This is a genomic window from Maribacter arenosus, assembly GCF_014610845.1.
In the GTDB taxonomy this organism is placed as follows: domain Bacteria; phylum Bacteroidota; class Bacteroidia; order Flavobacteriales; family Flavobacteriaceae; genus Maribacter_A; species Maribacter_A arenosus.
Window position 1 is genome coordinate 367040 of record NZ_JABTCG010000002.1, and the last position, 25722, is coordinate 392761.

General features: G+C 41.1%; 20 protein-coding genes and 1 tRNA gene. 12 read left to right on the plus strand and 9 right to left on the minus strand.

Annotated elements, in window-relative coordinates:
- Positions 1-47: 47 nt before the first annotated feature.
- The 3 genes from HPE63_RS06720 to HPE63_RS06730 all read right to left on the minus strand — a co-directional run bounded on the left by HPE63_RS06720 (position 48) and on the right by HPE63_RS06730 (position 2380).
- Entirely contained in the window at positions 48-644 is a 597-nt protein-coding gene (locus tag HPE63_RS06720) for a TetR/AcrR family transcriptional regulator (RefSeq protein ID WP_188313488.1), read from the minus strand.
- A gap of 197 nt (positions 645-841) precedes the next feature.
- Positions 842-1714, minus strand: coding sequence for a lysophospholipid acyltransferase family protein (locus HPE63_RS06725; RefSeq protein WP_188313489.1), 873 nt, complete (start codon positions 1712-1714; stop codon positions 842-844).
- 57 nt (positions 1715-1771) lie between these two features.
- Complete coding sequence (locus HPE63_RS06730; protein ID WP_188313490.1) at positions 1772-2380, minus strand: TetR/AcrR family transcriptional regulator; 609 nt, start codon at positions 2378-2380, stop codon at positions 1772-1774.
- Positions 2381-2465: 85 nt separating this feature from the next.
- On the opposite strand from HPE63_RS06730, the gene HPE63_RS06735 reads away from it, so the two are divergent.
- From HPE63_RS06735 to HPE63_RS06750, 4 genes are all read left to right on the plus strand, one after another.
- Positions 2466-2906 (plus strand): PaaI family thioesterase, encoded by a 441-nt coding sequence (locus HPE63_RS06735; RefSeq protein WP_188313491.1) that lies wholly within the window; start codon positions 2466-2468, stop codon positions 2904-2906.
- 78 nt (positions 2907-2984) lie between these two features.
- Complete coding sequence (locus HPE63_RS06740) at positions 2985-4322, plus strand: TolC family protein (protein WP_188313755.1); 1338 nt, start codon at positions 2985-2987, stop codon at positions 4320-4322.
- Between the two features lie 8 nt (positions 4323-4330).
- Positions 4331-5395, plus strand: coding sequence for an efflux RND transporter periplasmic adaptor subunit (locus tag HPE63_RS06745; protein ID WP_188313492.1), 1065 nt, complete (start codon positions 4331-4333; stop codon positions 5393-5395).
- A gap of 41 nt (positions 5396-5436) precedes the next feature.
- The gene (locus tag HPE63_RS06750) at positions 5437-8607 is read left to right on the plus strand and encodes an efflux RND transporter permease subunit (RefSeq protein WP_188313493.1); all 3171 of its coding nucleotides are present in this window, start codon (positions 5437-5439) and stop codon (positions 8605-8607) included.
- Between the two features lie 409 nt (positions 8608-9016).
- Here HPE63_RS06750 and HPE63_RS06755 read toward each other — a convergent pair whose 3' ends face one another.
- Positions 9017-9373: a winged helix-turn-helix transcriptional regulator gene (locus tag HPE63_RS06755; protein ID WP_188313494.1), complete on the minus strand. Its 357-nt coding sequence runs from the start codon at positions 9371-9373 to the stop codon at positions 9017-9019.
- A gap of 113 nt (positions 9374-9486) precedes the next feature.
- Between HPE63_RS06755 and HPE63_RS06760 the strand changes: the two genes are divergently transcribed.
- On the plus strand, positions 9487-9906 hold the full coding sequence (locus HPE63_RS06760) for a DoxX family protein (protein WP_188313495.1): 420 nt from the start codon (positions 9487-9489) through the stop codon (positions 9904-9906).
- 411 nt (positions 9907-10317) lie between these two features.
- Here HPE63_RS06760 and HPE63_RS06765 read toward each other — a convergent pair whose 3' ends face one another.
- A complete protein-coding gene (locus HPE63_RS06765) occupies positions 10318-11190 on the minus strand; it encodes a universal stress protein (protein ID WP_188313496.1) in 873 nt (290 codons plus the stop codon).
- 260 nt (positions 11191-11450) lie between these two features.
- Positions 11451-12275 carry an NUDIX hydrolase gene (locus HPE63_RS06770; RefSeq protein ID WP_188313497.1) on the minus strand — a complete coding sequence of 275 codons (825 nt, stop codon included), beginning with the start codon at positions 12273-12275 and terminating at the stop codon, positions 11451-11453.
- A 215-nt stretch (positions 12276-12490) separates the two neighbouring features.
- Here HPE63_RS06770 and HPE63_RS06775 point away from each other — a divergent pair, with 215 nt between their 5' ends.
- From HPE63_RS06775 to HPE63_RS18640, 4 genes are all read left to right on the plus strand, one after another.
- Positions 12491-14461 carry a glycoside hydrolase family 3 protein gene (locus HPE63_RS06775; protein ID WP_188313498.1) on the plus strand — a complete coding sequence of 657 codons (1971 nt, stop codon included), beginning with the start codon at positions 12491-12493 and terminating at the stop codon, positions 14459-14461.
- 34 nt (positions 14462-14495) lie between these two features.
- Positions 14496-17225, plus strand: coding sequence for a TonB-dependent receptor (locus HPE63_RS06780; RefSeq protein ID WP_188313499.1), 2730 nt, complete (start codon positions 14496-14498; stop codon positions 17223-17225).
- A 106-nt stretch (positions 17226-17331) separates the two neighbouring features.
- Complete coding sequence (locus HPE63_RS06785) at positions 17332-19080, plus strand: sulfatase family protein (protein WP_188313500.1); 1749 nt, start codon at positions 17332-17334, stop codon at positions 19078-19080.
- Between the two features lie 138 nt (positions 19081-19218).
- The gene (locus tag HPE63_RS18640) at positions 19219-19413 is read left to right on the plus strand and encodes a sulfatase-like hydrolase/transferase (RefSeq protein WP_394355017.1); all 195 of its coding nucleotides are present in this window, start codon (positions 19219-19221) and stop codon (positions 19411-19413) included.
- A gap of 358 nt (positions 19414-19771) precedes the next feature.
- On the opposite strand, the gene HPE63_RS06795 is transcribed toward HPE63_RS18640, so the two are convergent.
- The 3 genes from HPE63_RS06795 to rseP all read right to left on the minus strand — a co-directional run bounded on the left by HPE63_RS06795 (position 19772) and on the right by rseP (position 21931).
- Positions 19772-20029, minus strand: a complete 258-nt coding sequence (locus HPE63_RS06795) for a hypothetical protein (RefSeq protein ID WP_188313501.1) — start codon at positions 20027-20029, stop codon at positions 19772-19774.
- Positions 20030-20313: 284 nt separating this feature from the next.
- Positions 20314-20387: transfer RNA gene (locus HPE63_RS06800), tRNA-Asn, on the minus strand.
- Between the two features lie 188 nt (positions 20388-20575).
- Positions 20576-21931: an RIP metalloprotease RseP gene (gene rseP, locus HPE63_RS06805; protein ID WP_188313502.1), complete on the minus strand. Its 1356-nt coding sequence runs from the start codon at positions 21929-21931 to the stop codon at positions 20576-20578.
- A 158-nt stretch (positions 21932-22089) separates the two neighbouring features.
- Here rseP and HPE63_RS06810 point away from each other — a divergent pair, with 158 nt between their 5' ends.
- The 3 genes from HPE63_RS06810 to feoB all read left to right on the plus strand — a co-directional run bounded on the left by HPE63_RS06810 (position 22090) and on the right by feoB (position 25488).
- Positions 22090-22779, plus strand: coding sequence for an SCO family protein (locus tag HPE63_RS06810; protein WP_188313503.1), 690 nt, complete (start codon positions 22090-22092; stop codon positions 22777-22779).
- Between the two features lie 229 nt (positions 22780-23008).
- Positions 23009-23254, plus strand: coding sequence for a FeoA family protein (locus HPE63_RS06815; protein WP_188313504.1), 246 nt, complete (start codon positions 23009-23011; stop codon positions 23252-23254).
- Positions 23251-25488 carry a ferrous iron transport protein B gene (gene feoB, locus HPE63_RS06820; RefSeq protein ID WP_188313505.1) on the plus strand — a complete coding sequence of 746 codons (2238 nt, stop codon included), beginning with the start codon at positions 23251-23253 and terminating at the stop codon, positions 25486-25488. The genes HPE63_RS06815 and feoB overlap by 4 nt, the downstream gene beginning before the upstream one ends.
- The last annotated feature ends 234 nt before the right edge of the window (positions 25489-25722 follow it).

Consider the following 25722-nt stretch of genomic DNA (forward strand, 5'->3'; position numbering starts at 1 on the left):
ACCAAATTTACCTTGAAATACTTTTTAACCAAATGACATTTGTCAGTCTATTTTTGGATAAACTTATTGGTGTAATCTTTGGTCACAATTCCTTTTATGGTGTTGATTATGAGATGTTGTAGAATCTCTTGCTGGGTATATTTATCAAAAAGACTGGATCTACCAAAAGCGATAGCGTTCAAATTCAAAAAATACAGTTCACAAACCAATCTCAAGTTCACCTCTTTTACAACAAAGCCCAATTTTTGTGCATCGACAAAGAGTTCATAAATAGTTTCATTTACCAAATCATTTCGAAAGCTATAATAGAGATCATAGGCCTTCGGATAATATTTCTTTAGCCCGAAAAGGAACGTGGGACTGAAATATTTTAAATGTTCGAAACCCTTTTTGTATATCAGAATGATCTTTTCCAGAGGATCTTTACAGAGAGCAATCTCAGGTTCTTGAATCTCCCTTGAATAGCTTTGCAACAGATAGGCAGTACTCTCTTGAACCAATTCTTCTTTTTTATTAAAATAATGGTAGATGGTCTTCTTTGATATGCCAAACTGATTTGCCAACTCATCGAGTGTGAAACGTTTGCTCCCAAATTGAGCGAAGTTTAAGGCGGAGCATGCGACAAGTTCGGATTTACTGATCATTTGGGAAAATTATTAAGACAATATAAAGTTTACGTATTTACAACGATAGCGAATATGATAAGGATTACCAAAATGATAAATAGCACTAGGTCGTTAATCCTTTTGTCACGGTTCTTTCTAGTCAAATATAATTGGTCTTAAATTTCAATAACTTTTTGGATAGACCAGATAATGCCGGGAACTTTAAAATCCCATGTTCAGGCACTTAACTTCCATCTTCTATGGCTCCATAGCCAAAGTTCCGGCGAATTCAAGATTACGTTTTCCAAGGCCTCTGCATATTCTTCTACAATCCCATTGGTTCTCATGGAAACGGGATTGTCCGTAATTAAACTAAAACGTAGTCCATAGTACCCTCTTCTTATTTTTTTGAAAGAAGGAAACAGAACAACTTCACCGGTTTTTTTGGCAAGCTTTTCGGCCCCTACAAAAAAGGCCGTTTCCCGATTCAAAAATTGGCACCAATGTTTGGTATTGATCCTAACGGGGCTTTGATCACCGATGATGCAGTTCATCATAAGGACATTTTTCCGTTCAAGGTCGATAATGGTCCTATATCCCTTGGCGGATTCAATGCAATGCACACCAAATCGCTCTCTGATAATTTTAAATAGGTCGTTGAAATAGTGGTTTTTAATCGGTTTGTAAAATGTATTTGCCCGGTATGGAAAAAATAGGGGTAGGAATATCAGCCATTCCCAATTTCCCTGATGGGCCGTATAAAGCAAAATATTCTTTTTCTCGCCCAAATAATATTCTACCAAATCCGGATTCTCTATACGCAAACGTTTCATCGCCGACCTTTTACTGATGGTCAATGTCTTAATGGATTCGACAAGTATATCACAGAAATACCGATAGAAGTCCTTTTCGATTTTTCTCCGTGTGATCTGTGGTTTTTGAGGAAAGGATTTTTTGATATTGTCCGATACCACGTTCCTTCTATACTTCATTAGGTAATAGACCACTACAAACAACATGTCTGATAACACGTACAGAACGGGCATCGGCAGTACCGAGATTGCATAAAAAGGCAAATACCTGATTTTGGGCAGCATATTGTTTTTCATTTCATAAAATTTATAATTTTACAGGCAACAGATAACTATTTTTTTTACACTCATAATTTATTTTTTGATTCCTTTCATGAACATATTAAATGCGCTTTCATATTGTTTCCTCAATAAAGAATACTCTGTTTCCGTGATATTTACGGTATCTTTTTTAACAATTACATTGTGCCGCAACCCTTGGAAGATTGCAATGAACAAATCGGAAAAATAGGCGACATCAAGATTTTGAAAATCTTGAGCGGCTATACCTTTTGCCAATATTTCACCCACTAGTCGTATTTCTTTTTTGCGAAAGTTTTCAAATAGCCGGGCGTACACGGGCTTTAAGCTGTTTATGGATTCCAGGCTCAAAGCACTGAGATGTACAAATTCGCGAAAGTAGATCAGTCGCTTTTCTAGATAACCATGCAATAAGTCTTCTGCGGGAACACCTGAAGAAAGGAGGCCTTCAAACTCTTTTAAAAGTGTTTTATGTCCTTGACTTACTACTTCTTTGAAGAGTTCTTCTTTATTGGGGAAGTAATAGTAAAGTGATGCTTTTGATAGACCTATATCTCCGGCAATCTCTGCCATTGTTGTTTTTTTTAGGCCATAACGGCAAAATCTTTTCTCGGCGGAATCAAGTATTGACAAAAAAACATCGTCACTCTTACCGTTGTCCATTTGACTTTTTTAGTTATAAAGTCAAAAATAGTATTTATATTTGCAAAAGAAAAATATTATTCCTTTAATTTTTAAAATCAGAATAATGCGGGAAAAAGGGCAAGATGACCATTCGTTTCTAAAGCATGCCATTGAAAACATGATGCCGGCCAATAAAATATTAGGACTGAAAATCATGGAGATCAGACCTCGGTACGTGATCATCAAAGTCCCTTTTAAGAAAGAATTTATAGGAGACTATCTGCAAAAACGATGGCATGGGGGTATTTTGGCCGCTATCGCCGATACGGCAGGAGGAGCTGCCGGAGCGACGACCCTCGATTCCTTACAGGACAGGATAAATACCTTGGATATGCGGATCGATTATCTCCATCCTACCGTTGAAGGTTATATTTTGGCCAAGGCAAAGATCGTTAAAAGTGGTAAGGCGACCGCTGTAGTAGACGTGGAACTTTTCCAAAGTGAACAAAAGGATCCAGTGGCTTTGGCAAGATGTATCTATAGCATACATAGAAACGGCTCCTAGGCTTTGTGTAATAAAGAATTATGCATAAAAAATAGGACATCCAAAAATTTCTTCCCATTAAATACGTATCCGTTTATGATCAAAAAAATTTTAAGTATTTCCCTTTTATGCCTTGTTTGCATAGTCAATGCCCAAGAAATAAAACAGCTTAGCCTAAAGGAGGCCGTTAGCTATGCACTTGAAAACAAGGCCGATGCACAAAAATCGAAGTTGGCCATTGAAAATAGTGAGTACCAAATCCAGGAAGTTCGTTCGCGGGCATTGCCACAGATCACAGGAAACGGTAGTTTGGTCTATAATCCCATTCTACAGACCAATGTGATCGATGGAAGTTCATTTGGGCAACCGGGCACCATTATACAGGCAACTTTGGGCCAAAAATGGAATTCGATCTTCGGTGTTTCGTTGAACCAGACCATATTTGACCAATCGGTTTTCACAGGTTTAAAAGCCGCAAAAACTACCCGTGAGTTTTATCAGATCAATAATCGATTGACGCAAGAGCAGGTAATAGAAAAAGTAGCCAATAGTTACTATCAGGTATATCTACAACGTTTAAACCTTCAGGTACTCGATAGTACATTGGTAAACACGATCAAGGCAAAAAATATCATTGAGGGTCAGTATCAAAATGGGCTGGCCAAGAAAATCGATCTGGACAGGATCATTGTAAAAATTTCAAATTTCGAGATCCAACAGCTCCAGATAATCAATGCGCTGCAGCTTCAAGAAAATACCCTGAAATTTTTTATGGGTATGCCCATAACCGCACAAATCGAAATTCCGGAAATCGAGTTCGAATTCAGACCAAGTGAGGCAGCTTCATCCATGGATACTGAGAACCGAACGGAGTATCTGCTTCTTAAAAAGCAGGAACAATTGCTGACCTACCAGAAAATGGCTGTCAAGGCTGAATTTTATCCAACGCTTTCCCTGACAGGTGGGTACAATTATCTTGGCCAAGGCCCGGATCTTCCCTGGTTCAAAAAGCCGGAGGACAATGTATATTGGTCCGATTTTTCATCGATAGGATTGAATTTGAAAATTCCCATTTTCGCGGGTTTTGGGACGCGTTCCAAAGTAAGGCAGGCCGATATCGATCTGCAGATCTTACAAGAGGATATCAAGGATACCGAATTGGCCTTGGACCTTGATTACGAAAATGCCCGAACCCAAATAAACAATAGTATTGCGACCATCGACAATCAAACCGAAAATGTCAGGTTGGCACAGGCAGTATTGGACAATACCAGAAACAATTTCGTCCAAGGTTTGGCTCCGCTAACGGATCTACTGGATGCAGAAAACGCCTTGACCGAGGCTAGGAACAACTTTAACACCGCAATTTTACAATACAAACTGGCAGAAATCCTTTTGTTGAAGGCCAAAGGGGAATTAATGACATTAACAAATTAATAAGCACGATGAAAAAGAACATAATATACATATTTGTAATTGTAGTGGCATTGGCCCTGATCGCCTTTACCTTAATGAACAATAAACAGGAAAATCAAGCAAAGACAGATATCGTTGCACAGAAAAACGCTAGCGTCGCCGTAAAAGTGGATACGGTAAAAACGGAAACCAGTTCCCTCAATTTTACAGCGAATGGCAATTTTGAGCCCTTTAAAGAACTGGATTTTTCTGCGGAAAAGCCAGGTAGGGTCGTTAGGGTTTTGGTAGAAGAAGGTGATCATGTCAGAGTAGGCCAAACTTTGGCAATTGTGAGAAGTGAGCAGGTATCGGCAGAACTGCACGCTGCCGAAGCGGCCTATCAGAATGCGTCCACAAATTTCAAACGTTTTGAAAATGCCCTAAAAACCGGTGGAGTGACCGAACAACAAATGGATCAGGCCAAGCTGACCTTGGTAACCGCACAATCGAGACTGGAACAGGCCAAGGTAAATGCAGGGGATGTCAACATAAAAGCTACGATAAAAGGAGTTGTGAACAAACGTTATATCGAACCGGGTTCTGTTCTGGGAGCGGCAACGCCAATGTTCGAAATTGTCGATGTCTCGAAACTGAAACTAAGGGTTACGGTCAACGAGTCCCAAGTGACCAGTTTAAAAGTTGGCGACCCGGTAAATGTGAAAGCCAGTGTTTTACCTGACAGAACTTTCTTGGGGAAAATCACGTTTATAGCACCGAAATCGGATAGCAGTTTGAATTTTCCGGTGGAAATCGAGATATCGAACAATCCGGACAGCGCCTTGAAGGCGGGCATGTACGGGACGGCAACGTTTACTTCCTGGGACCGGGAAAGCAAAATGATACTGTTAGCTCCTAGAAATGCGTTCTTGGGAAGTGTAAGCAGTAACCAGGTTTTCGTGGCCGAGGATGGAGTTGCAAAACTGACCGACGTGACGGCCGGAAGAATATTCGGTGATAAGGTCGAAATATTGGATGGTCTGGACAGCAATGAACTCGTAGTAGTTACCGGGCAGATCAATCTACAGAACGGTTCCAAGATAGACATCATCGACTAGAGCCCGACAATAACCTCAAACATTTTATTCCATACTATACTATGAAATTAGCGGAAATTTCCATAAAACGGCCTTCATTGGTCATTGTGCTGTTTACCATACTTACACTCGGGGGCCTGTTCAGTTATAACCAACTGGGATATGAATTGATACCCAAATTCGACCGAAATGTCATAACCGTCGCCACTATCTACCCCGGTGCCTCGCCCAGCGAGATCGAAAATACCGTGACAAAAAAAATAGAGGATGCGGTTGCCTCCCTGGAGAACATCAAAAAAATAGAATCGCGTTCTTATGAAAGTCTTTCCACGGTTGCGATTACCTTGACGGATGATGCCAATGTTGATTTTTCCCTGAACGATGCACAACGGAAGATCAATGCCATTATCAGTGATCTGCCCGATGATGCCAAAACACCCTCTTTAAGCAAATTTTCATTGAGCGACCTTCCGATTATGACAATTGGTGCTAATGGCACGATGGATGAAATTAAGTTTTATGACCTGATAGATAAAAAAATTGCCCCTTTGCTTTCCCGGGTCAATGGTGTGGCACAGATAAATTTGATCGGGGGGCAAGAAAGGGAAATCCAGGTAAATTTAGATGCCGACCGACTTCAGGGATATAACCTTTCCATACCTCAGGTCCAACAGACCATCCTGGCCTCGAATTTGGATTTCCCCACAGGAAATATTCAGACCAGACAGCAAAAAATATTGATCCGATTGGCCGGAAAATATATAAGCGTTGAAGAGCTGCGCAATCTAGTGGTCGCGGATCAAGATGGCATCCAAGTGAGGCTCGGTGATATTGCGGATGTTCAGGACAGTCAAAAAACACCCGAAAAAATTGCAAGGGTAAATCAAAAAAGTGCCATCCTATTGCAGGTAATCAAGCAGTCCGATGCCAATGCCGTGGCCGTAAGCGAGGATATATTGAAACGGATAGCACAGCTCGAGACCGATTATAAAGCCATAGACCTCAAGCTCAATGTCGCCAATGACAGTACTGTTTTTACCTTGGAGGCGGCCGATTCGGTAATCCATGACCTATTGATCGCTGTGTTATTGGTAGCGATCGTAATGCTCTTCTTCTTGCACAGTGTAAGAAACTCGCTAATTGTAATGGTGTCCATACCCGCATCGTTGATCGCGACATTTATAGGGTTTTTGTTGTTGGACTATACCTTGAACCTAATGAGTTTATTGGGATTATCTTTGGTGGTAGGTATCTTGGTGGACGATGCCATCGTTGTACTCGAAAATATTTACCGGCATATGGAGATGGGCAAAAACCGTGTCCGTGCGGCCTATGACGGTACCGCTGAAATCGGGGGCACAGTAACATCCATAACGTTGGTAATTGTGGTGGTCTTTTTTCCAATTGCCATGAGCAGCGGTCTGGTGTCCAAAATTATTACCCAATTTTGTGTGACCATCATAATTTCCACTTTGTTGTCCCTCCTGGCATCGTTTACCATTATTCCTTGGTTATCGTCCCGTTTTGGAAAATTGGAGCATATAACTGGTAAAAACCTGTTCGGTAGACTTATAATCAAATTCGAAACACAATTAAAACGTTTTACGAATTGGATCTCGGGCTTATTGACCTGGTGCCTGGATCATTATAAAACAACCTTGTCTGTCGTCTTGGTTATATTCTTTGCTTCGATTGCCTTGGTAGGGGCAGGATTTATAGGAGGTGAATTCTTTGCGGCATCGGATAGGGGCGAGTTTTTGGTGCAGATAGAACTACCGAAAGATGCCTCATTGGAACAAAGTAATTTTATGGCCCAAAAAGCAGAGGCCTTTTTGAATACCCAGGAAGAGGTCAAGAGCCTTATCACTACTGTAGGCCAGACCAGCGAGGGCTTAGGTGCTTCACAGGCTACCGCTTATAAGGCCGAAATCAACGTTCAAATGGTAGATGAAAAGGAACGGCTGGACGATTCTTATGTATTTGCCGCCAAAACAAAACGTCGTTTGGAGAAAATATTGGTAGGCGCCAAAGTGAAGACTGTACCTATAAGTCTTTTGGGAGTGGCGGAGGAAGCCCCGTTGGCCTTGGTCGTGACCGGGCCTAGTTTGGATAGTGCCATGGTCTTTGCCAGAAAGGCCGAGGCGGAACTATATAAAATTCCCGGGGCCACGGAAATCGAATTGTCCGTAGAAACGGGAAACCCTGAAATCAATGTTCAGGTAGATCGGGATAAGATGACCTCTCTAGGCTTATCGTTACAAACGGTAGGATTGACAATGCAGACCGCATTCAACGGGAATACCGATGGCAAATTCAGGGCGGGAGAATATGAATATGATATTAACATACGCTACAATAGTTTTGATAGAAAAAGCATTGCCGACGTAGGGGATTTGATCCTTACAAACAATCAAGGGCAAGAAGTAAAACTCTCACAATTCGCCGAGATCGTGGAAGCTTCAGGCCCGAGCCAATTGGAACGTCGGGACAAAACCGCGTCGGTTACCGTAAAGGGGCAGTCCGTTGGCCGGCCGGCCGGTACGGTCGCGGATGAATGGGAAGCTGCCTTCCAAAATGTCGAACGGCCCACGGGAGTGGATTATGTATGGGGAGGCGATAAAGAAAGGCAGTCGGAAGGGTTTGGAACACTAGGAATTGCTATGTTGGCGGCGATCATATTGGTCTATTTAGTAATGGTTTCCCTGTACGACAGTTTTGTGCACCCCTTCGTAGTTCTTTTTTCCATTCCATTATCGTTCATCGGAGCTTTGCTGGCATTGGCGTTAACAAATAATTCCCTGAACATCTTTACCATTCTTGGTATAATTATGTTGATCGGGCTAGTGTGTAAAAACGCCATTATCCTGGTTGACTTTGCCAATGAAAGGGTCCGGTCGGGGGAAACGGTCAGGAACGCTTTGATACAGGCCAACCACGCACGTCTCCGCCCAATTCTGATGACCACCATTGCCATGGTTTTCGGGATGCTTCCCATTGCTTTGGCCTCAGGCCCGGGATCAGGATGGAAAAATGGTCTTGCCTGGGTTATTATCGGAGGTTTGATTAGTTCACTTTTCTTGACCTTGATAATAGTACCGGTAATATATAATTTAATGGAAAAATTGGTACTTAAGTTTACCAAGGGAACAAAAACTGATTATGAGGGGCTCATGGTGGCCGATTACGAGCATAAAAAATTGGTAGATGGCTTTAACCCAGACCATACGCTCTGATATGCTGGCCCGTGTTCTGGTTGTTGCGCTTTATCGATTTCTAAAAAGATTTCTCTATGGTACCCCTTGGTAACCTCTTGTCCGAGCAAGACGAACAATGTTTAAGGAGCATCAAAACCAGATTGCCCTGCGGGCCGCGAATCGAAACCGGCCCCTTTTTTAGATTCGCCAGACCAAGGTATCGATCAGGGTATCCCCTCGGCAACGGCGGATTTCAGGCTGACGGCCTTAGCGTTTAACTTGAGAAGAATATTTAACACCAAACAACCCTGCAAAGACCATTTTACCTTTACTCAAGGCTGTCAAGGACCTTAAAGCCCATTGGTGGGCTATAAACGAACTTGGAAGATTTATTCAGGAATACCGCTGAATCCAAAACAGCAGGATATCACACTACACACTAATTGAATTATTTTTCGGACTTATCGCCAAAGATTTTCTTTCTATGATTAATACCCCAATTCTGCAATTCTAAAATAACTTTTTTTAACGTTTTAGAATGTTCTGTAGGCGTATATTTTGTTCGGACCGGAAAGCCATTTAAAACAGTTCTAGTAATCAACTGATTTTCTTCCATATCCTTCAATTCCTTCGACAAAACTTTGGTACTTAACTTTGGAATACTCCGTTCTATCTCTCTAAAGTGCTTGTTCCCTTCCCAAACTGAAATTAGGATTAAAAGTTTCCATTTACCACCAATTACATCTAAAGTGTCCCTTACAGGTACCAAAGCGGACATACACTCTTTATGTTCTTTTTTTTTCATCTCTATTAATTTAATGATTACCTAAAAGTAACTGATTACCAAAAGGTAACTGATTACCAATGGTAATCAAAAATAGTTAAATTTGATGTGCCATCAATAAAACCCATCGCAAAATGAAAAACAAGATTCTTACAGTATTATGTATCCTATTCGGATTAATGATGATTAATTCAGGTTTAAACAAATTCTTCAACTATATGCCTATGCCCGAAATGTCTGAAGAAATGATGCAAATTATTGGCAGTTTTATGGCAATAAAATGGATTTTTCCACTTGTTGCATTTATTGAAATCATTGGAGGAGCTTTAACAGCAATCCCGAAAACAAGAGCATTGGGAGCGTTAGTAATTCTACCTGTTATGGTAGGGATAATTGTCCATCATTTAGTACACGACCTATCAGGTATTGGAATCGCATTAATATTATTTGCAATCAATATTTGGGTCATTGTTGCCAACTGGAATAAATACCAGCCAATCATAGCAAGCGAAAAAAACCAAATAAAAGAAAAGTCCGAACCAATAAATAGTTAGTAGAATCCTTTGCAAAAACCCCTTTTCGATCTTGACTTGCTTTGATACTATGGTTATCTTAATGTTGTCGACAAAAATCGCTTAATAATAGGGCAGTTGAGTTTTTCGGACATCGATCAAAGAGCCTTTCCCCCAGGCCCTCGCATACCAGAGCTTCCTTGAAGTGCCATATTGTCGTGAAGCCAGCACCGTGGTAGTGTTGCTTTCATCTGCCCGCGAAGTGCTAGAAGCTGAGCCGGTCGTTGACTTGGTCCCCGAGTTCCAGGTCGCTCAGGTCGTAGAGGTGCTGCGGGAAAAGTATCTTGACCTTGACCGAAAGGTCGCGGTGCGTTGCACCGCCGATCCTAGGACTCGCTCTGTCGACCACCTTGACCTGAATACGGGAGGAGGTCAACCTTTTATTTTCAAGTGTTATTCTATTGGAATTGACAATAATGGTATGTTTATACCTGAAGCCATAACTCTTGTTTTACTTCTATGGACTATAGATTCCCAAAAACCATATTTTTTTGGCATCATCACTAACATATCAAAACTTGATTTGTCAATCTCCTTCTCTATTGCTTTTATTACAGCATCTGAGTTCACTTTCTTATAAAAATATGTAACATTTTCTAGACCTTTTTCTATATTCTGATAAGCTTTGTTTTCTGATTTTAGTTCATTTATTTTTTTCTCTACATAAAACACAGTTACTTCAGACTTAAGCTGAATGGCAATTCTCCTTAATTTTGCCAATGTTCGTAAAGGTACATCACTCATTACATCACAGGCAAAAAGAATTTTGTGTATTCCAGAATATTTTGCGTTTACAGGAATAGCCAATACTGGAAAATTTTTCATGCTGATTAAGGTTGTTGTTGGATTTCCCAGCAAATTTTGTTCTAGTGATTTGGCTGACATTCCCATAACTAAAAATTTTGAGTTATGTAATTTCATTACAGAATCTATTTCAAGTTCAAAATCCAAATAACTACATTGATACTCAACTTTAATTTTAAATTTATTGGATAATTTTAAAGCCTGTTTTCTTAATTTTTCTTTGGTTTTTTCAATTAAGGCATCCATTGAAGTCGCTGATATTCGTGCATTAGAGGCGTGAATAGGCAACTTAAAAGCATTAAAAAGCACCAGTCTTGTATTTAATAGTTGAGCTAATGATGCTGAATATAGTACAGCGTTATCTGATGTTCTGGAAAAATTTGTTGCAACTAAGATTGAGTACATAGTTTTGGTTAATAATGCCGGATATTTCAGAGTGGTCGTGCCACCTGTTTCGGTCAAACAGTGCCACTTTGAAAGATACTGTAATTGTATAAAAAAATAATGTCATTCGTTCTTTGAACACACCTTTTTCCCCTTTGAGGTCGATCCTGTGCGAGGAGTTCACTGTCCCGTTCAGGATGGCATCGGCCATAGTCCAGAAGTCCATTTTTGTGCGTAGACCACTACTCCAACAGCCACGGCCGTTTTATGGGACTAAATTTGGCAGCAGATTTTTTAGGCATTGTGAAATACAAATTGGATTTTCATGTTAAGCCCATTCATAAAACACCAATACCTTTTTTAACCAGTTCATTGTATTTATCCTTATCAAAACGATACAAATAGGGCGCTTTATTTGCAGCACCACTCATCTTTTTCTTCAAGCGGTCGAAAATCCCTAATTTTAACATTTTTCGCTGAAAATTGCTCCTTTCCAACTTTTCATTTAGAAACGCTTCGTACAATTTTTGAAGATCTTTCATGGTAAACTCATCCGGTAAAAGGTTCATGCTTATGGGCAAATAATTTAGTTGGACCCGTATAAAATCCAAACATTTACGTATTATCCGATCATGGTCCATTATCAGGTCTGGTATATTATCAATAGCTACCCAATCATATTTTTCGTTCATTTGACCAGAACTATATTCAACTTTTACCTTGCTTATATCTACCAAGGCAAAATATCCCGTGGTGATATACCTACGGTTCATCCAATCATAATATTTGGGATAGTTTAATTTTACGTGATCTAAATACTGCCTGCCTTTTTCAGAAAAAGAATTATCCATTATACTGGGCCGGTCTTTTCGTCCAAACGTATGGAACTGCTTCAAAAAAACGGATTCCAGACCTGTCCGTACCTTTAAAACATGATAAGCGGCATCCCTTAAGTCCTTGTTTTTTGGAATCATCCCCCCAGGCAGCATCCGGAGGTCGTCAAACTCCATTTTTAACAGCAATACCTTGACTTTCTGCTTTTCGTATCCCAAAATGACACAATCGACGGAACTTCCCGGATGCCAATTCTCTATGGCATCCTCCATTTCCCTCAGGTCTTGTATTTCATCTTCTAATCCTCTTGTTAGGAATTCCTTCTCCATGATATTCTTTTCTAAATTTTATACATCGTTCCTTGTCCAACGGTATCGGGGATTCCAATTTAAGCAATAAACCTAAATAATGAAGCCAATAAGTCTACCATCAATAAAAAATGCCTATTCAAAGATATAAACAAATTGTTATTGTGTAAAAAAGATACAATATATTTTGTAGTTTAAAATTTGTTTTTTACTATTGTATCAAAATAACACATTAAATGAACAAAGTACTTAAAAAAATACTGAAATGGTCAGCCGGCATTTTGGGGGTACTTCTTCTATTGGTACTATTGGCTTACGGCATTTTTTATGTAAAAGCTACAATTGCCTCAAATAAAAATCTTGCACTTTTAGGGCCAGAGGCAAAAGAGCTAACCAAAAACGGGGTAGCGTTTAGGGACCTGAACAAAAATGGGAAGATGGACGTTTACGAGCACCCCAACGCCCCTATTGAAGATAGGGTAGAAGATCTGGTGGGCCAAATGACGCTTGAGGAAAAGGCCGGTTCCATGTTCATTACCATGATCGGCACAACGGACGATGGAGAGCCGTTGGAAAAACCTTTTTTGTCTTCTGACATTATCAATATCATGATGGCCTTCGCCCTGCCCTCAAATTCCGAAATGATTGTCAAACAAAAAATGAACAGTTTTAATACGCTGGCCTCCTTGGACGCTGACTTAATGGCAAAGTACAATAATAGGATACAAAAAATGGCGGAACGCATGCGGTTGGGAATTCCCATCACCATTGCTACCGATCCCCGGCACGGTACGGAAAACAATCCGGGTGCTGCCCTATTTACACCTGCATTTTCTCAATGGCCATCTTCCCTTGGTCTGGCCGCCACGCGTGATACAGTTCTGGTAAGGGAATTCGGGGATATCGCTAGACAAGAATATTTGGCCACAGGGTTCAGATTGGCCTTGCATCCCATGGCAGATCTGGCCACAGAGCCGAGATGGGGCCGGATTAATGGAACTTTTGGGGAGGATGCACAGCTCTCTGCCGATATGACAAAGGCCTATGTGCTTGGTTTCCAAGGTGATTCATTATCCACAACAAGCGTTGCATGCATGACCAAACACTTTTCGGGGGGAGGGCCTCAAAAAGATGGTGAGGACGCCCATTTTAGATATGGCAAGGATCAAGTCTATCCCGGAAATAATTTCGATTATCACCTTATACCATTTATAGATGGCGCATTTGAGGCCAATACGGCACAGATCATGCCTTATTATGGGATTCCGGTCGATCAAACTTCGGAAAATACGGCATTCGCGTTCAACAAGGACATAATTACCACCCTGTTAAGGGACTCCCTGAACTTCGAGGGCGTGGTATGCACCGATTGGAACATAATCACCGAATCCTTTCTTGGGGAACCACGTGGTTGGGGTGTTGACGGCCTTAACGTAAAAGAAAAGGTAAAAAAGGTTCTGGATGCAGGATGTGACCAATTCGGGGGAGAAAATGTTCCGGAGGTAGTGGTTGAGCTTGTAGAAGAAGGTGCGATACCCGAAGCTCGCCTCGATGTGTCCGTAAAACGCATTATGCGCGATAAATTTAGGTTGGGGCTTTTTGATAACCCTTATGTAGATGTTACCGCTGCGTCCCAAATTGCTGGGAAGGGAGAATTTAAGAAAAAGGGGTTCGAGGCACAGCAGAAATCGGCAATACTGCTCAAAAATGACAATATATTGCCCTTAAAAAAAGGCGTCAAAATTTATGCCGAGGGCATGTTGAACCCAAATATCCTGAATTCTTACGGAACGGTCGTTAACGATATAAACGATGCCGATGTTGTGATAAAGCGCATTGCTTCTCCCTATGAACCTAGAAACAGCAGTTTTATGGAAAGTTTTTTCCATCAGGGCCGCTTGTATTTTGATGATACTGAAAAAAAAGAAATTCTGGATGTTGTTAACAAAAAACCATCCGTAGTAGTTATAAATCTTGAGCGCCCCATCATATTGACGGAGATTAACGATGCATCCGATGCATTGATGGCCGACTTTGGAACGACCGATGAGGCCTTAGCACCCCTGCTTTTTGGCAAAGTTGCCCCAAATGGCAAATTACCTTTTGAACTTCCATCGTCCTGGAAAGCCGTTGAAGACCAATTTGAAGATGTTCCATACGATTCCAAGGATCCACTTTATCCCTTTGGCTTTGGTTTAACATACTAGACAATCAATTAAAAATCAACTAAAAACAAACAATATGAAAACAATTGAAAAAATTAAATACCCGGCCGTCGGAAATTCGTTGGTCAAATCATTTAAGGCAATACTTACATTATTGGTGGTCTTGGTCTGTTCCCTCGTCGCTCAAGCTAACGTAAACAATTTGAATTCTTTAGTAAGTAAGAATCTCAACATTGAAAAAATTTCCTTTCAGGAAAGAAAAATTACCGGGGTCGTCAAAGACGAACAAGGTAACCCTATATTTGGCGCCAATGTGCTCATCAAGGATACTACCATAGGGACCGCGACGGATTTTGACGGTAAGTTCGAGTTGAACAACATACCTGATGGATCTGTAGTAATAACAATAAGTTATCAAGGTTTCGCCACACAAGAACAAGAGGTGGATTTTGCGACTGGCGAAAACGTCGAACTTGATATAAATTTAAGGGAAGATGCGTTAGGCCTGGATGAAGTCGTCGTTACCGGTGCCACAAACCCTAGAAAAAAAATAGAATCCAGTGTGGCCATTACTACGGTAGGGGTCAAAGAAATAGAAGAACGGGTGGTCAGGAACAGTGCCGACCTATTAAAGGCGGTACCTGGACTATGGGTCGAAAGTTCAGGCGGTGACGGACCCGGCAATGTTAGTGTACGGGGTTTTCCGGCTGCCGGTTATACCTTCGTAGGCGTTATGGAAGATGGTTTGCCAGTAGTGCAGGCCGGATACGTCACTACGATCTCGCCAGATCAGTTTTTCAAGGCCGATGCCACTTTAAAAAGAGTGGAAGCAATTCGTGGTGGTACCGCACCCATAGTGATGCAGGGTGCGGCAGGTGCCGTTATCAACAATATCACCAAAACCGGTTCAGAAAATTTTCAGGGACTGGCGAAGGCAACCTACAGCCCGGTTCAGGATTTGTATCGAATGGACTTAAACTTGGGAGGCCCTGTCTCCGATAATCTATATTATAATGTCGGAGGATTTTTAAGAAGCGACGTGGGTGTTTATGATTATGGGTACGCAGCAAACAAAGGGGGACAGTTCAAAGGAAATTTGTTAAAAACATTTGAAAAGGGATCTTTGAAACTATATACCAAATACATAAATGACAATGTTAACTGGAATCTGCCGACACCATATATTTTCAAACGAAACGGGGATTTAGGCGAAATACCGGGTTTCGATATCCAAAACGATGGAAGTGCCATAGGGAAGGTGGATACAGAATATAGCTATACCATGCCGAGCGGCAGGACCGTAAGCAGGGATTTAAAAGACGGGTTTTCTACAAATTTGATATCGGGAGGTTTGCAGTTCAAATATGATCTAGGCAACCGGTGGACGCTAAAGAATAACTTTAGGATAGACGATATTAAATACAATACCGATTTGGACATAAGCGTGGGAATATCGGAATTGGATCCGGACACGGACTACTATTACACCGATGGTACACAAGTTCAAAATGTGGCCGACCTCAATCGAAATGGATTGGGACTGAACGGTGTGATAGCCAATGGAAATGCTTATTACAGAAATATAATAGATAGATTGGAGTTCACGAAATTCGGGGATAAAAACAGTCTTTCCCTCGGTTTTGAATTCTTTAACTTTAAAATAAACAATGAGGGATCCAGTGCCTTGATCCTTAAGGAAGTAACCAATGCGCCAAGATTATTGATTGCCGGTAACCCGAATGCGCCGGCATTGACACCCACGGCCTTGTTGGCCCCTTCGGGAGTTACTAGAAGTAGGGGCGATGAAAACACCTACTCCTTTTTTGTCACGGATGAATATACCGTATCGGATAAATTAAGAATAGATGCCGGTTTCCGGTATGATTATAAATCTTTGTCGGGAACCGTTGCCAGTAGGGAAGGAAGCCCCGTATTCGCCGGTGGTTCGGGTTTTGTCTTAGGGGATGATATTCCATTTGAGGACTCCAGGGGAAGCTGGGTACTTTCTGCGGGGCTAAATTACAAATTCAATGAAAACTTTGCCCTGTTCGCTAGGGGCAGTAGAGGATACAATGGCATCAAGGTCGGGGATTACACGGCCGACGGGGCCGATATCGAAAACCTAAAGTCACTTGACGATAGAACCATATATCAATTTGAGGGAGGTTTAAAATATAATTCGCCTCGTTTTGCAATATTTTCTTCGTTGATTTACGCCAAAGTAAATGATTTAATCAAGCCTTTGACGATTCCTGCAGCCAACGGCACCTTAACGACAATCCAGCAGTTTGTATCGTCAAGGACTATTTCCGCTGAAATCGAAGCATTTTATAGGGCAACCGACAACCTGTCCTTCAGATTGATCTCTACGGTCCAAGATCCCATTTATACCGATTTGAGCTTCGTGGCCCCTGAAGGAACAATTGTGGAGGGCCAAGAATTTGACTGGAGCGGTAATGTCGCCGAAAGGGTGCCAAAGTTTACGGGAGATTTGACCGCATCGTACAACATTAAAAAATTGGAGACTTTTCTTGGCGTCAGGTATTACTCCAGTCGTTGGTCGACCCAAGCCAACAATGTGCTCTTGGAAGATTATTCGGAGTTTTACCTGGGCGCGGGGTATCAGATACTCAGTAACTTGAAATTCTCCGTTACGGCGGCCAACCTGTTCAGTACGGTCGCTTTGGAAGAAGGCAATACCAGGGGCGATCAGTTCCTCGACCTCAATGCTGCCGATGGAACCCCCAGATTGGGAAGGCGTAACTTGCCATTTACGGTCTTCACCAACCTTACGTTCAATTTTTGAGAATTTCAAAATAAAATGGCCATCATACCACATTGTGGCGAAAAAGGTTTAAAGTGATCATGTGGAAATTGAATAGGTTGGACTCAATATTATAATTTAAGTAAGCGTGACAAAAAAAAGAAAGATTTTAAAATGGGTGCTTTGGGTTTTCATCGCCATTATTGGATTAGTCGGTATTGGAATAATCTATATGTATGCCTCTTCCTTTAGCCTAGGTACTTGGGACTATGATTCAAAACAGGTAGTGAGCAACGATCTTCCCGAGCGCCCCAACATTTTATTCCTTGTTGCGGAAGATATGAGCGATAGGGTCGGTGCCTTTGGCGATCCTCTGGCGCAAACGCCGAATATCGATAGATTGGCGGCCAAAGGGGTAAGGTTTCCCAATACCTTTACGACCGCGGGGGTTTGCTCGCCCAGTAGGGCGGGGCTAATACTGGGTATGAACCAAATTTCAACCGGCACGCAGCATATGCGTACGTCCAACAGGCCAAATGGAGGGTATCAAAGTGTCCCGCCTGCCGAAGTCAAGGCGTTCCCCGAACTGCTTCGTGCTGCCGGGTACTATACATTCAATACGGCCAAAGAAGATTACCAGTTCAGTGGTGCAATGCCTGGATCCGGACCTTTTACCATTTGGGACGCATTCAATGATAGTCAACTTTGGCGTAACCGAAGGAATGATCAGCCATTTTTTGGGATGATGAATTTCATGGAAACGCATGAGACAGGGCTTTTTACCCCTTTGGGAAACAAACCGAATAGCCTTACCCATTTTGCCATGCAACTTATTAGACCGGCCATGGTAATGGCTACCAATGGAGAAGAGGTGGACCCCTCGGATGTCAAGCTGCCACCGTATTATCCAGATACACCAGTTGTAAGAGCAGACATCGCACGTTTTTATTCAAATATAAATGCAATGGACAAGGTTGTCGGTGATGTTTTGGATAGACTCGAAAAAGACGGACTGGCTTCTTCGACCATTGTAATATGGACTACGGATCATGGTGATTGTTTGCCAAGGGCAAAACGAGATCTTTACGATTCGGGCATAAAAGTACCAATGGTTATTTATTGGCCTGAAGCATATCGACCAAAGAATATGAAACCGGGAACGGTAGATAATCGTTTGGTAAGCTTTGTTGACCTTGCACCCACATTTTTGGGTATCGCTAAGGCCAGTAAGCCAGATTATTTACAGGGATTTGATATTGAAAACGATACAATGCCCAGATCTTATGTTTATGCCGCCCGTGATAGGATCGACGAGATCGATGACCGCCAACGGGCGGTAAGGGACCATCGTTTTAAATACATCAGGAGTTGGTATCCTGAACAGGCCGAAGGTTTTCATTTGGCATTTAGGGATAACCTGGAAATTATGAGGGAAATGTGGAGATTAAAAGCCGAAGGAAAATTAAATGCCGATCAATTAAAATGGTTTGAAGCTCCAGGTGAAGAACGCTTGTACGATATTCAAAATGACCCTTTCGAATTGCATGATCTTAGCAACGATACCGTTTATAGTTCAGATCTAAAGCACATGAGGAATGCATTGGATGAATGGCTACAAAATATCGGTGATTGGAGCGACGTCCCAGAGGATGAAATGGTCAAACGATTTCAACCTCAGGGTCATCAAGAAGAAACCCCCATACCTAAAATCTCGGTACGAAACGGCAAAATTATGATTACCTCAGAAGAAATTGGCGCCTCGATCGGATATCAAATAAACAACGGTCCCTGGTTACTCTATACTGCACCATTCACTACTGAGGAAAAAGGAAAGATTACTGCCAAGGCAGTGCGTTATGGGTGGGAAGAAAGCGAGGAGGTTAGTTTCGATTTATAGAATCCTTATCAAATAACATATAACAGTACCGTAGGTATCGGTTGCAAGCACCAAATCGATAATGAAAAAGCTCTTGTACTATACATTTTTTTTGTCCTGCCAGTATTTTCCCAGCAAGAACAACTAATTATTATTTGGATAACCTGTGAAGACATTTCGCCCTATATTGGAGCCTTTGGAAACTCCCTCGTAAAAACACCTAATATCGATCAATTGGCAAGTGAGGGGGTGAAGTATACCAAGGCCTATACAACTGCGAGGGGGTGTTCTCCAAGTCGATCGTCAATTATAACGGGGATGTATCCTACCTCGATAGGCACGCAGCATATGTGAACTCAGGCAATAGACCCCAGGCTCATGGGAGAAGGTGTCCCCAATTATTCCGCCGTAATGTATGTCAAGGCATTCCCAGAATATTTAAGAAAAAAAGGATATTACACAACCAAAACTGACAGACCATAAAGAGACATCAGCTTTATAGGTTATTGTACGATACGTATCCTGAAGTTGCCCCGTTTTTGACAACAAATGGAAGAGCATTTTTAAACCTGCTTATTGAAAGGAACGGGGTTGATTCGTTTTTTCATTACCAGCTTTCTTTTGACCCACTATAAGAAAGACTAAATCTTCGTGTTTGATAAAGGCATTACCTGCGGTTACGATATAGTTGAAACCGATGTCTTTTAGTGCTTTAGTAGCGTTTTTCGATAAAGTCAGCAATAACGATAATAGGTCGGTCGCTTTGCCTCTTTAATTGTTCCAACTGGGAAAGTATCAAACCTCGATTCGACGTTCTTATTTTAGATTTGGACTCAACAATGAATTGTTGTCCTTTAATAGTTAGTATCGCTTCGTAATCCTCTTCCCTACTATTTATTTCAATGGGAATATGGATAAGTTGCTCTAGCTTAGAGGTGGCCTCATAAATAACGTCATTGTTAGGATTCATGTTTTTAATGTTCATTATTCTAAAATGTTCATTGACAATGAACAATCATATTTAGTGAACAATCTGAAGTAAACCAAATGTTATTTAAGTCTAAAAACAATTTGGGATTGAATAAAATTGTTTCAAAACCGATTTAGATTCGTGAGAGAATTACTCATGAACTTGGAATTAACCTGAGTTTTGAAGAATAATAGATCAGATACCATATTAAAAAAAGCACGCCAAAAGCACGCCATTAAATAAAAATGGCAGCTACATTTTCATGTAACTGCCTGATTTTGAAGCTCCCCCTCTTGGACTCGAACCAAGGACCCTCTGATTAACAGTCAGATGCTCTAACCAACTGAGCTAAGGAGGAATATGTATATTTTACAGTCTTTTTTTGACTTTTAACCCTCTTTAATCCTATGCCGGTCAATGTGAAGCTCAGTTCTGAGCCCTGCCTGCCGGCAGGCAGGTAAGGAGGAATTAATGTTACTTTAACTGCTTAAAGCGGGTGCAAATATAAAAGTTTTTTCAAATACGCCCAACAAAAAAATGCATTCTCTATTTAAATAACCATTTGTATAAATCATTGCCGTTTGCAAAAAGCAATAACGCGATCAAAATTAGGAAACCGATCATTTGGGCGGTCTCTAAAAATTTATCGCTTGGTTTTCTTCCCGTAACCATTTCGTACAACAAGAATGTCACGTGACCTCCATCTAATGCGGGGATGGGCAAGATGTTCATAAAGGCAAGGATAATAGAAATGAATGCGGTGGTATTCCAAAAAACCGGCCAGTCCCAACTTTCAGGGAAAAGTCCCCCTATGGCAGCAAAACCGCCTACCTCCTTATAGGCCCCGGTATCTGGATTGAAGATTTTCTTCATTCCCTTGATGTAATCATTTAGGGTCTTAACGCCTTTATCTATTCCTGCAGGTATGGACTCTAAAAATGTATATTCCCTAGTCTCAATATCAAAATAACCTTTTTCGGCAATCTCTTTCATTGTCAAAGCGCCCAAGGCTACCCCTAAAACACCTTCGTCACTTACTTTTGCCTGTAGCGATTCAATACTACCCCCAGGCCTTCTTACCGTAACTATGACATCTTTCCCCTTGTTTTCTTCCAGTATCGGTGTAGCCTCGTCTAAATAGGTTACACTTATATCATTGATTTTGATGACCTCATCAAATTCCCGAAAATCGACCCCCTTATTAATTGAACCCTTCGACAGTCCCTTTATAATAAAAGGAACCCTAAGGTTTAAGAATCGTACCTTATCCCTATCCTCAGAAAGAGTAGCGATAAAATCGACAGGGATCTCTTGTTCAAAGGTCCTACCGTCCCGAACAATAGTCATAGTCTCACCATAAACGATTTCTGGTAAGATGTTTCTAAAAAATTCAATTTTATTGCCATCAACGGCCAAAATCTTATCTCCCGTTTGCACCCCGAGTTTATCCCCAAGCGTCTTTTCAGTAACCCAAAAACCATCCTTTAAACTATCGGCAGGTATATATTCGTCCCCATAGGCAAAAGCCAATCCCACATAAATGATGACCGCCAATATAAAGTTTACCGTTACCCCACCTAACATAATGATCAAACGTTGCCAAGCCGGTTTACTGCGAAACTCCCATTCTTTGGGTTCTTCCTTCATCGCCTCGGTATCCATGCTCTCATCGATCATACCGGCAATCTTTACATACCCCCCTAAAGGCAACCAACCGATACCATAAACGGTTTCACCGATTTTTTTCTTGAACAATGAAAATTTGATATCAAAAAATAGGTAGAATTTTTCTACCCTTGTCTTGAAAATCTTGGCAGGAATAAAATGTCCCAACTCATGGAGCACGATCAATAAGGACAGGCTTAAAAAGAATTGTATGACTTGTATAACAATAGGACTCATTAATAATTTCTAAAATTGAACGCACAAAAGTACACTTTTACAAGGTCTTATAAAAAGAAACTACAATACCGGCTTCCTTTTTATGAAATATTTAGCAGCTATTGCTTCCCTACTATTTGATAGCTGAAAAGGACTAACGTACCTTTGCGAAAAAAATTATGCGTTCCTTCTTCGGTAAATATAAACTCTTCGCTATTGTGTTTTCGATCATCTCGGTAATCATCATGGTACTCTTCTATAATGCCCTTCAACCGAAGAAAACACTGACTATTTACCAGCCCTCAATGGTGAATACAGATCTTGTTGACAGTACTGTGCAACATGTTAAGAAATACCATACCATTACTGATTTCTCGTTGACCAATCAAAACGGGAAGACCGTTACCCAAAAAGATTATGAAGGTAAAATCTATATCGCGGATTTTTTCTTTACCACCTGCCCTACCATATGCCCCATCATGACCAGGAATATGGTAACGATCCAAGAAGACATCAAGGAAGATGATGATGTTCTTTTACTTTCCCATTCGGTGACCCCTGATATAGATTCTGTGACCCAACTAAAAAAGTATGCCCTTGAAAAAGGGGTAATCGATGCCAAATGGAATTTAGTGACCGGGGACAAAAAACAGATATACGAACTGGCCCGTAAATCTTATCTGGCTGTTTTGACAGATGGGGATGGAGGACCTTTTGATATGATCCATACCGAAAATTTCATTCTAGTTGATAAAGAACGTAGAATACGTGGTTTTTATGATGGTACTAAAACCGAGGAAATCGAAAAATTGATGGAAGACCTTGAAATCTTGAAGGCTTCATACAAAAACAGTGAGCAGTCGCCTTAGGCATCTCCCTACATGAAAAGTCGGGAATAACCAAAGGTTGGTGCCATGTTCAAAGTAGTATAACCCCTCAATGAACCTAAAACTAAAATGCCGCCACTTGATTTTGAAACTTGAATTTATAGTATCGCCCACCACTCCAGTAAACACCCAAATTTTTTTAGGATTTGGCCCTTTAGTCTTGGTATTTTACCTTATTTTTGTGCTTACTTATAATCAATCTAAATAAAAATTGGGTACAAGTATTGCACAACTAAAGCGCGGACAGAAAGGGATAATCAAAGAATTTGCTGATGACCTCTTGCCCATAAAATTGCTGGAATTGGGGTGCTTGCCAGGCAATGAAGTGGAGTTGGTGCAAGTGGCACCTTTAAAAGATCCCCTATATATCAATGTCAATGGTTCCCATATAGCGATAAGGCGTTCTATGGCCCAAATGATTGAAATAGATCTTATCGAAGATATTCCCAGTGTATGAGCAAGCAGATCAACGTTGCCCTCATAGGCAATCCCAATACCGGTAAAACTTCTGTTTTTAACCAATTAACCGGTCTAAATCAGAAAGTTGGCAATTATCCGGGGATCACCGTTGAGAAAAAGGAAGGAATCTGCAAACTTCCGAGAGGCGTCAAGGCCCACATTCTAGATCTTCCGGGTACATATAGCTTAAATACAACCTCGCTTGATGAAAGTGTTGCCGTTGAACTGCTTTTGAATAAAAATGCCAAGGACCACCCAGATGTGGCCATTGTTATCTCCGATGTTGAAAACCTGAAGCGAAATCTTTTTTTGTTCACCCAGATAAAAGATCTTAAAATACCTACCATATTGGTCATAAATATGGCCGATAGAATGTCTCGCAAAGGCATTACCCTTGATATTGATCTGCTCGAGAAAAAATTGGATACCAAGATAGCCTTGGTCAGTACCCGTAAAAAAGTTGGAATCGATAGGTTGAAGGAGTTGATTGCCGACTACAAGAATCTATCCGTTGCCCCAAATGTAGATACGACCGTTATTGCTCCCGAGTATTTTAAAAGCTTACGGGAAACTTTCCCCAATGAGGATCTATATAAACTTTGGTTGGTCATTACCCAAGATGTGAACTTTATGCCTTTGGAGAAGAACTTGGTCAAAGACTCGTCTTCATTCAATACCAAATCCAAATCTGAACTCAAGCGACTTCAACAAAAAGAAACGATAAAAAGATATCAATTTATCAACTCCATATTAAAAGAAACCTACAAAGTTGATATAAACGCTGCCAAAGGATTAAAGGCAACCCTCGATAAGATATTGACACACAAGATTTTTGGTTATCTCATTTTCTTTGTCATACTACTCACGATCTTCCAAGCAATCTATGATTGGAGCAGCATACCGATGGACTTTATCGATGAGACTTTTGCCTCGGCCAGTGAATGGGTTAAAACCACCTTACCCCCTGGCATGCTCACCAATTTAATTGCAGAAGGGATCCTTTCCGGGATTGGAGGTATCGTTATTTTCATCCCACAGATCGCCTTCCTATTCTTATTCATTTCCCTTTTGGAAGAATCAGGGTATATGAGTCGGGTCGTATTCCTCATGGACCGTGTTATGCGCCCTTTTGGGTTAAGTGGCAAGAGTGTGGTACCCTTGATTTCCGGGACGGCTTGTGCCATCCCCGCCGTCATGGCCACACGTACCATTGAAAACTGGAAAGAACGTTTGATCACCATATTGGTTACACCGTTTACCACATGTTCCGCAAGGCTTCCGGTATACCTCATCATAATTGCCTTGGTTATCCCGGAAGGCAGGTTCTTTGGATTAGGTTATCAGGCGTTGACCCTTATGTTATTATATCTTATTGGTTTCGGCGCTGCCATTATCTCGGCAATGGTCCTTAATAAGGTTTTAACGATAAAAACCCGCACCTTTTTTGTAATGGAAATGCCCAATTACAAGCTTCCCTTGATAAAAAATGTAACCTACACGGTATGGGAAAAAACCAAGAGTTTTGTCCTTGGTGCAGGAAAGATCATCTTGGCCATCTCGATCATTTTATGGTTTTTGGGTTCAAATGGATTTACTGACAAGTATGTTAATGCAGAATCCATAGTAGAAAATCGTATAGAAAAAGAAGGGTTATCTTCTTACAATCAAGAAAGTATTGCATATAATCTTTCTATTTACCAAGAATCCTTGAACGATAGCATTGCAAAAAATGTGTATCATCTTGCGCCCGAACAGCTAATCGACTCAACAAACCAATTGAAACAAACATTGCTCGATAAGGCAAAAAACCAAGAGATTGCAAGTTATAAGTTGGAAAATTCCTATATAGGCAATATGGGCAAGGCTATAGAACCTTTGGTCAAACCTCTTGGCTACGATTGGAAAATCGGTATAGCGCTGATCACCTCTTTCGCCGCAAGGGAAGTTTTTGTTAGCACATTGGCCACTATTTACAGTGTGGGAAGTGACGAAGAGGATACTATTAAAAACCGAATGGCTGCCGAAGTGAATGCTGATACCAAGAAGCCCTTGTTCAATTTAGCCTCGGGAATATCCCTATTGCTTTTTTATGCTTTTGCCATGCAGTGTATGAGTACCCTGGCCATTGTAAAACGGGAAACCAATTCATGGCGATGGCCTCTGGCCCAATTGGTATTTATGAGTCTTTTTGCCTATATTGTTGCTTTGGTCGCCTATCAAATATTAAAATAAAATGGAGCTCTTCCAACAAATTGTGGTTTACATCATCGTAGGTCTAGCCTTGGTTTATTTGGTGGGTAAATTCCTTTTGCCCAGATCGCTGTTTTCTTCAAAGAAAAGACCAAAAAAAGTTTGTGGGGAAGATGATTGCGGTTGTCACTGAACCTAGCAACTTCTGCCAGGTATTAAATTCCATTATTAAAACCCTGTAACGTTTGAACATTTAAGTCGTCTTCCAAAAATACG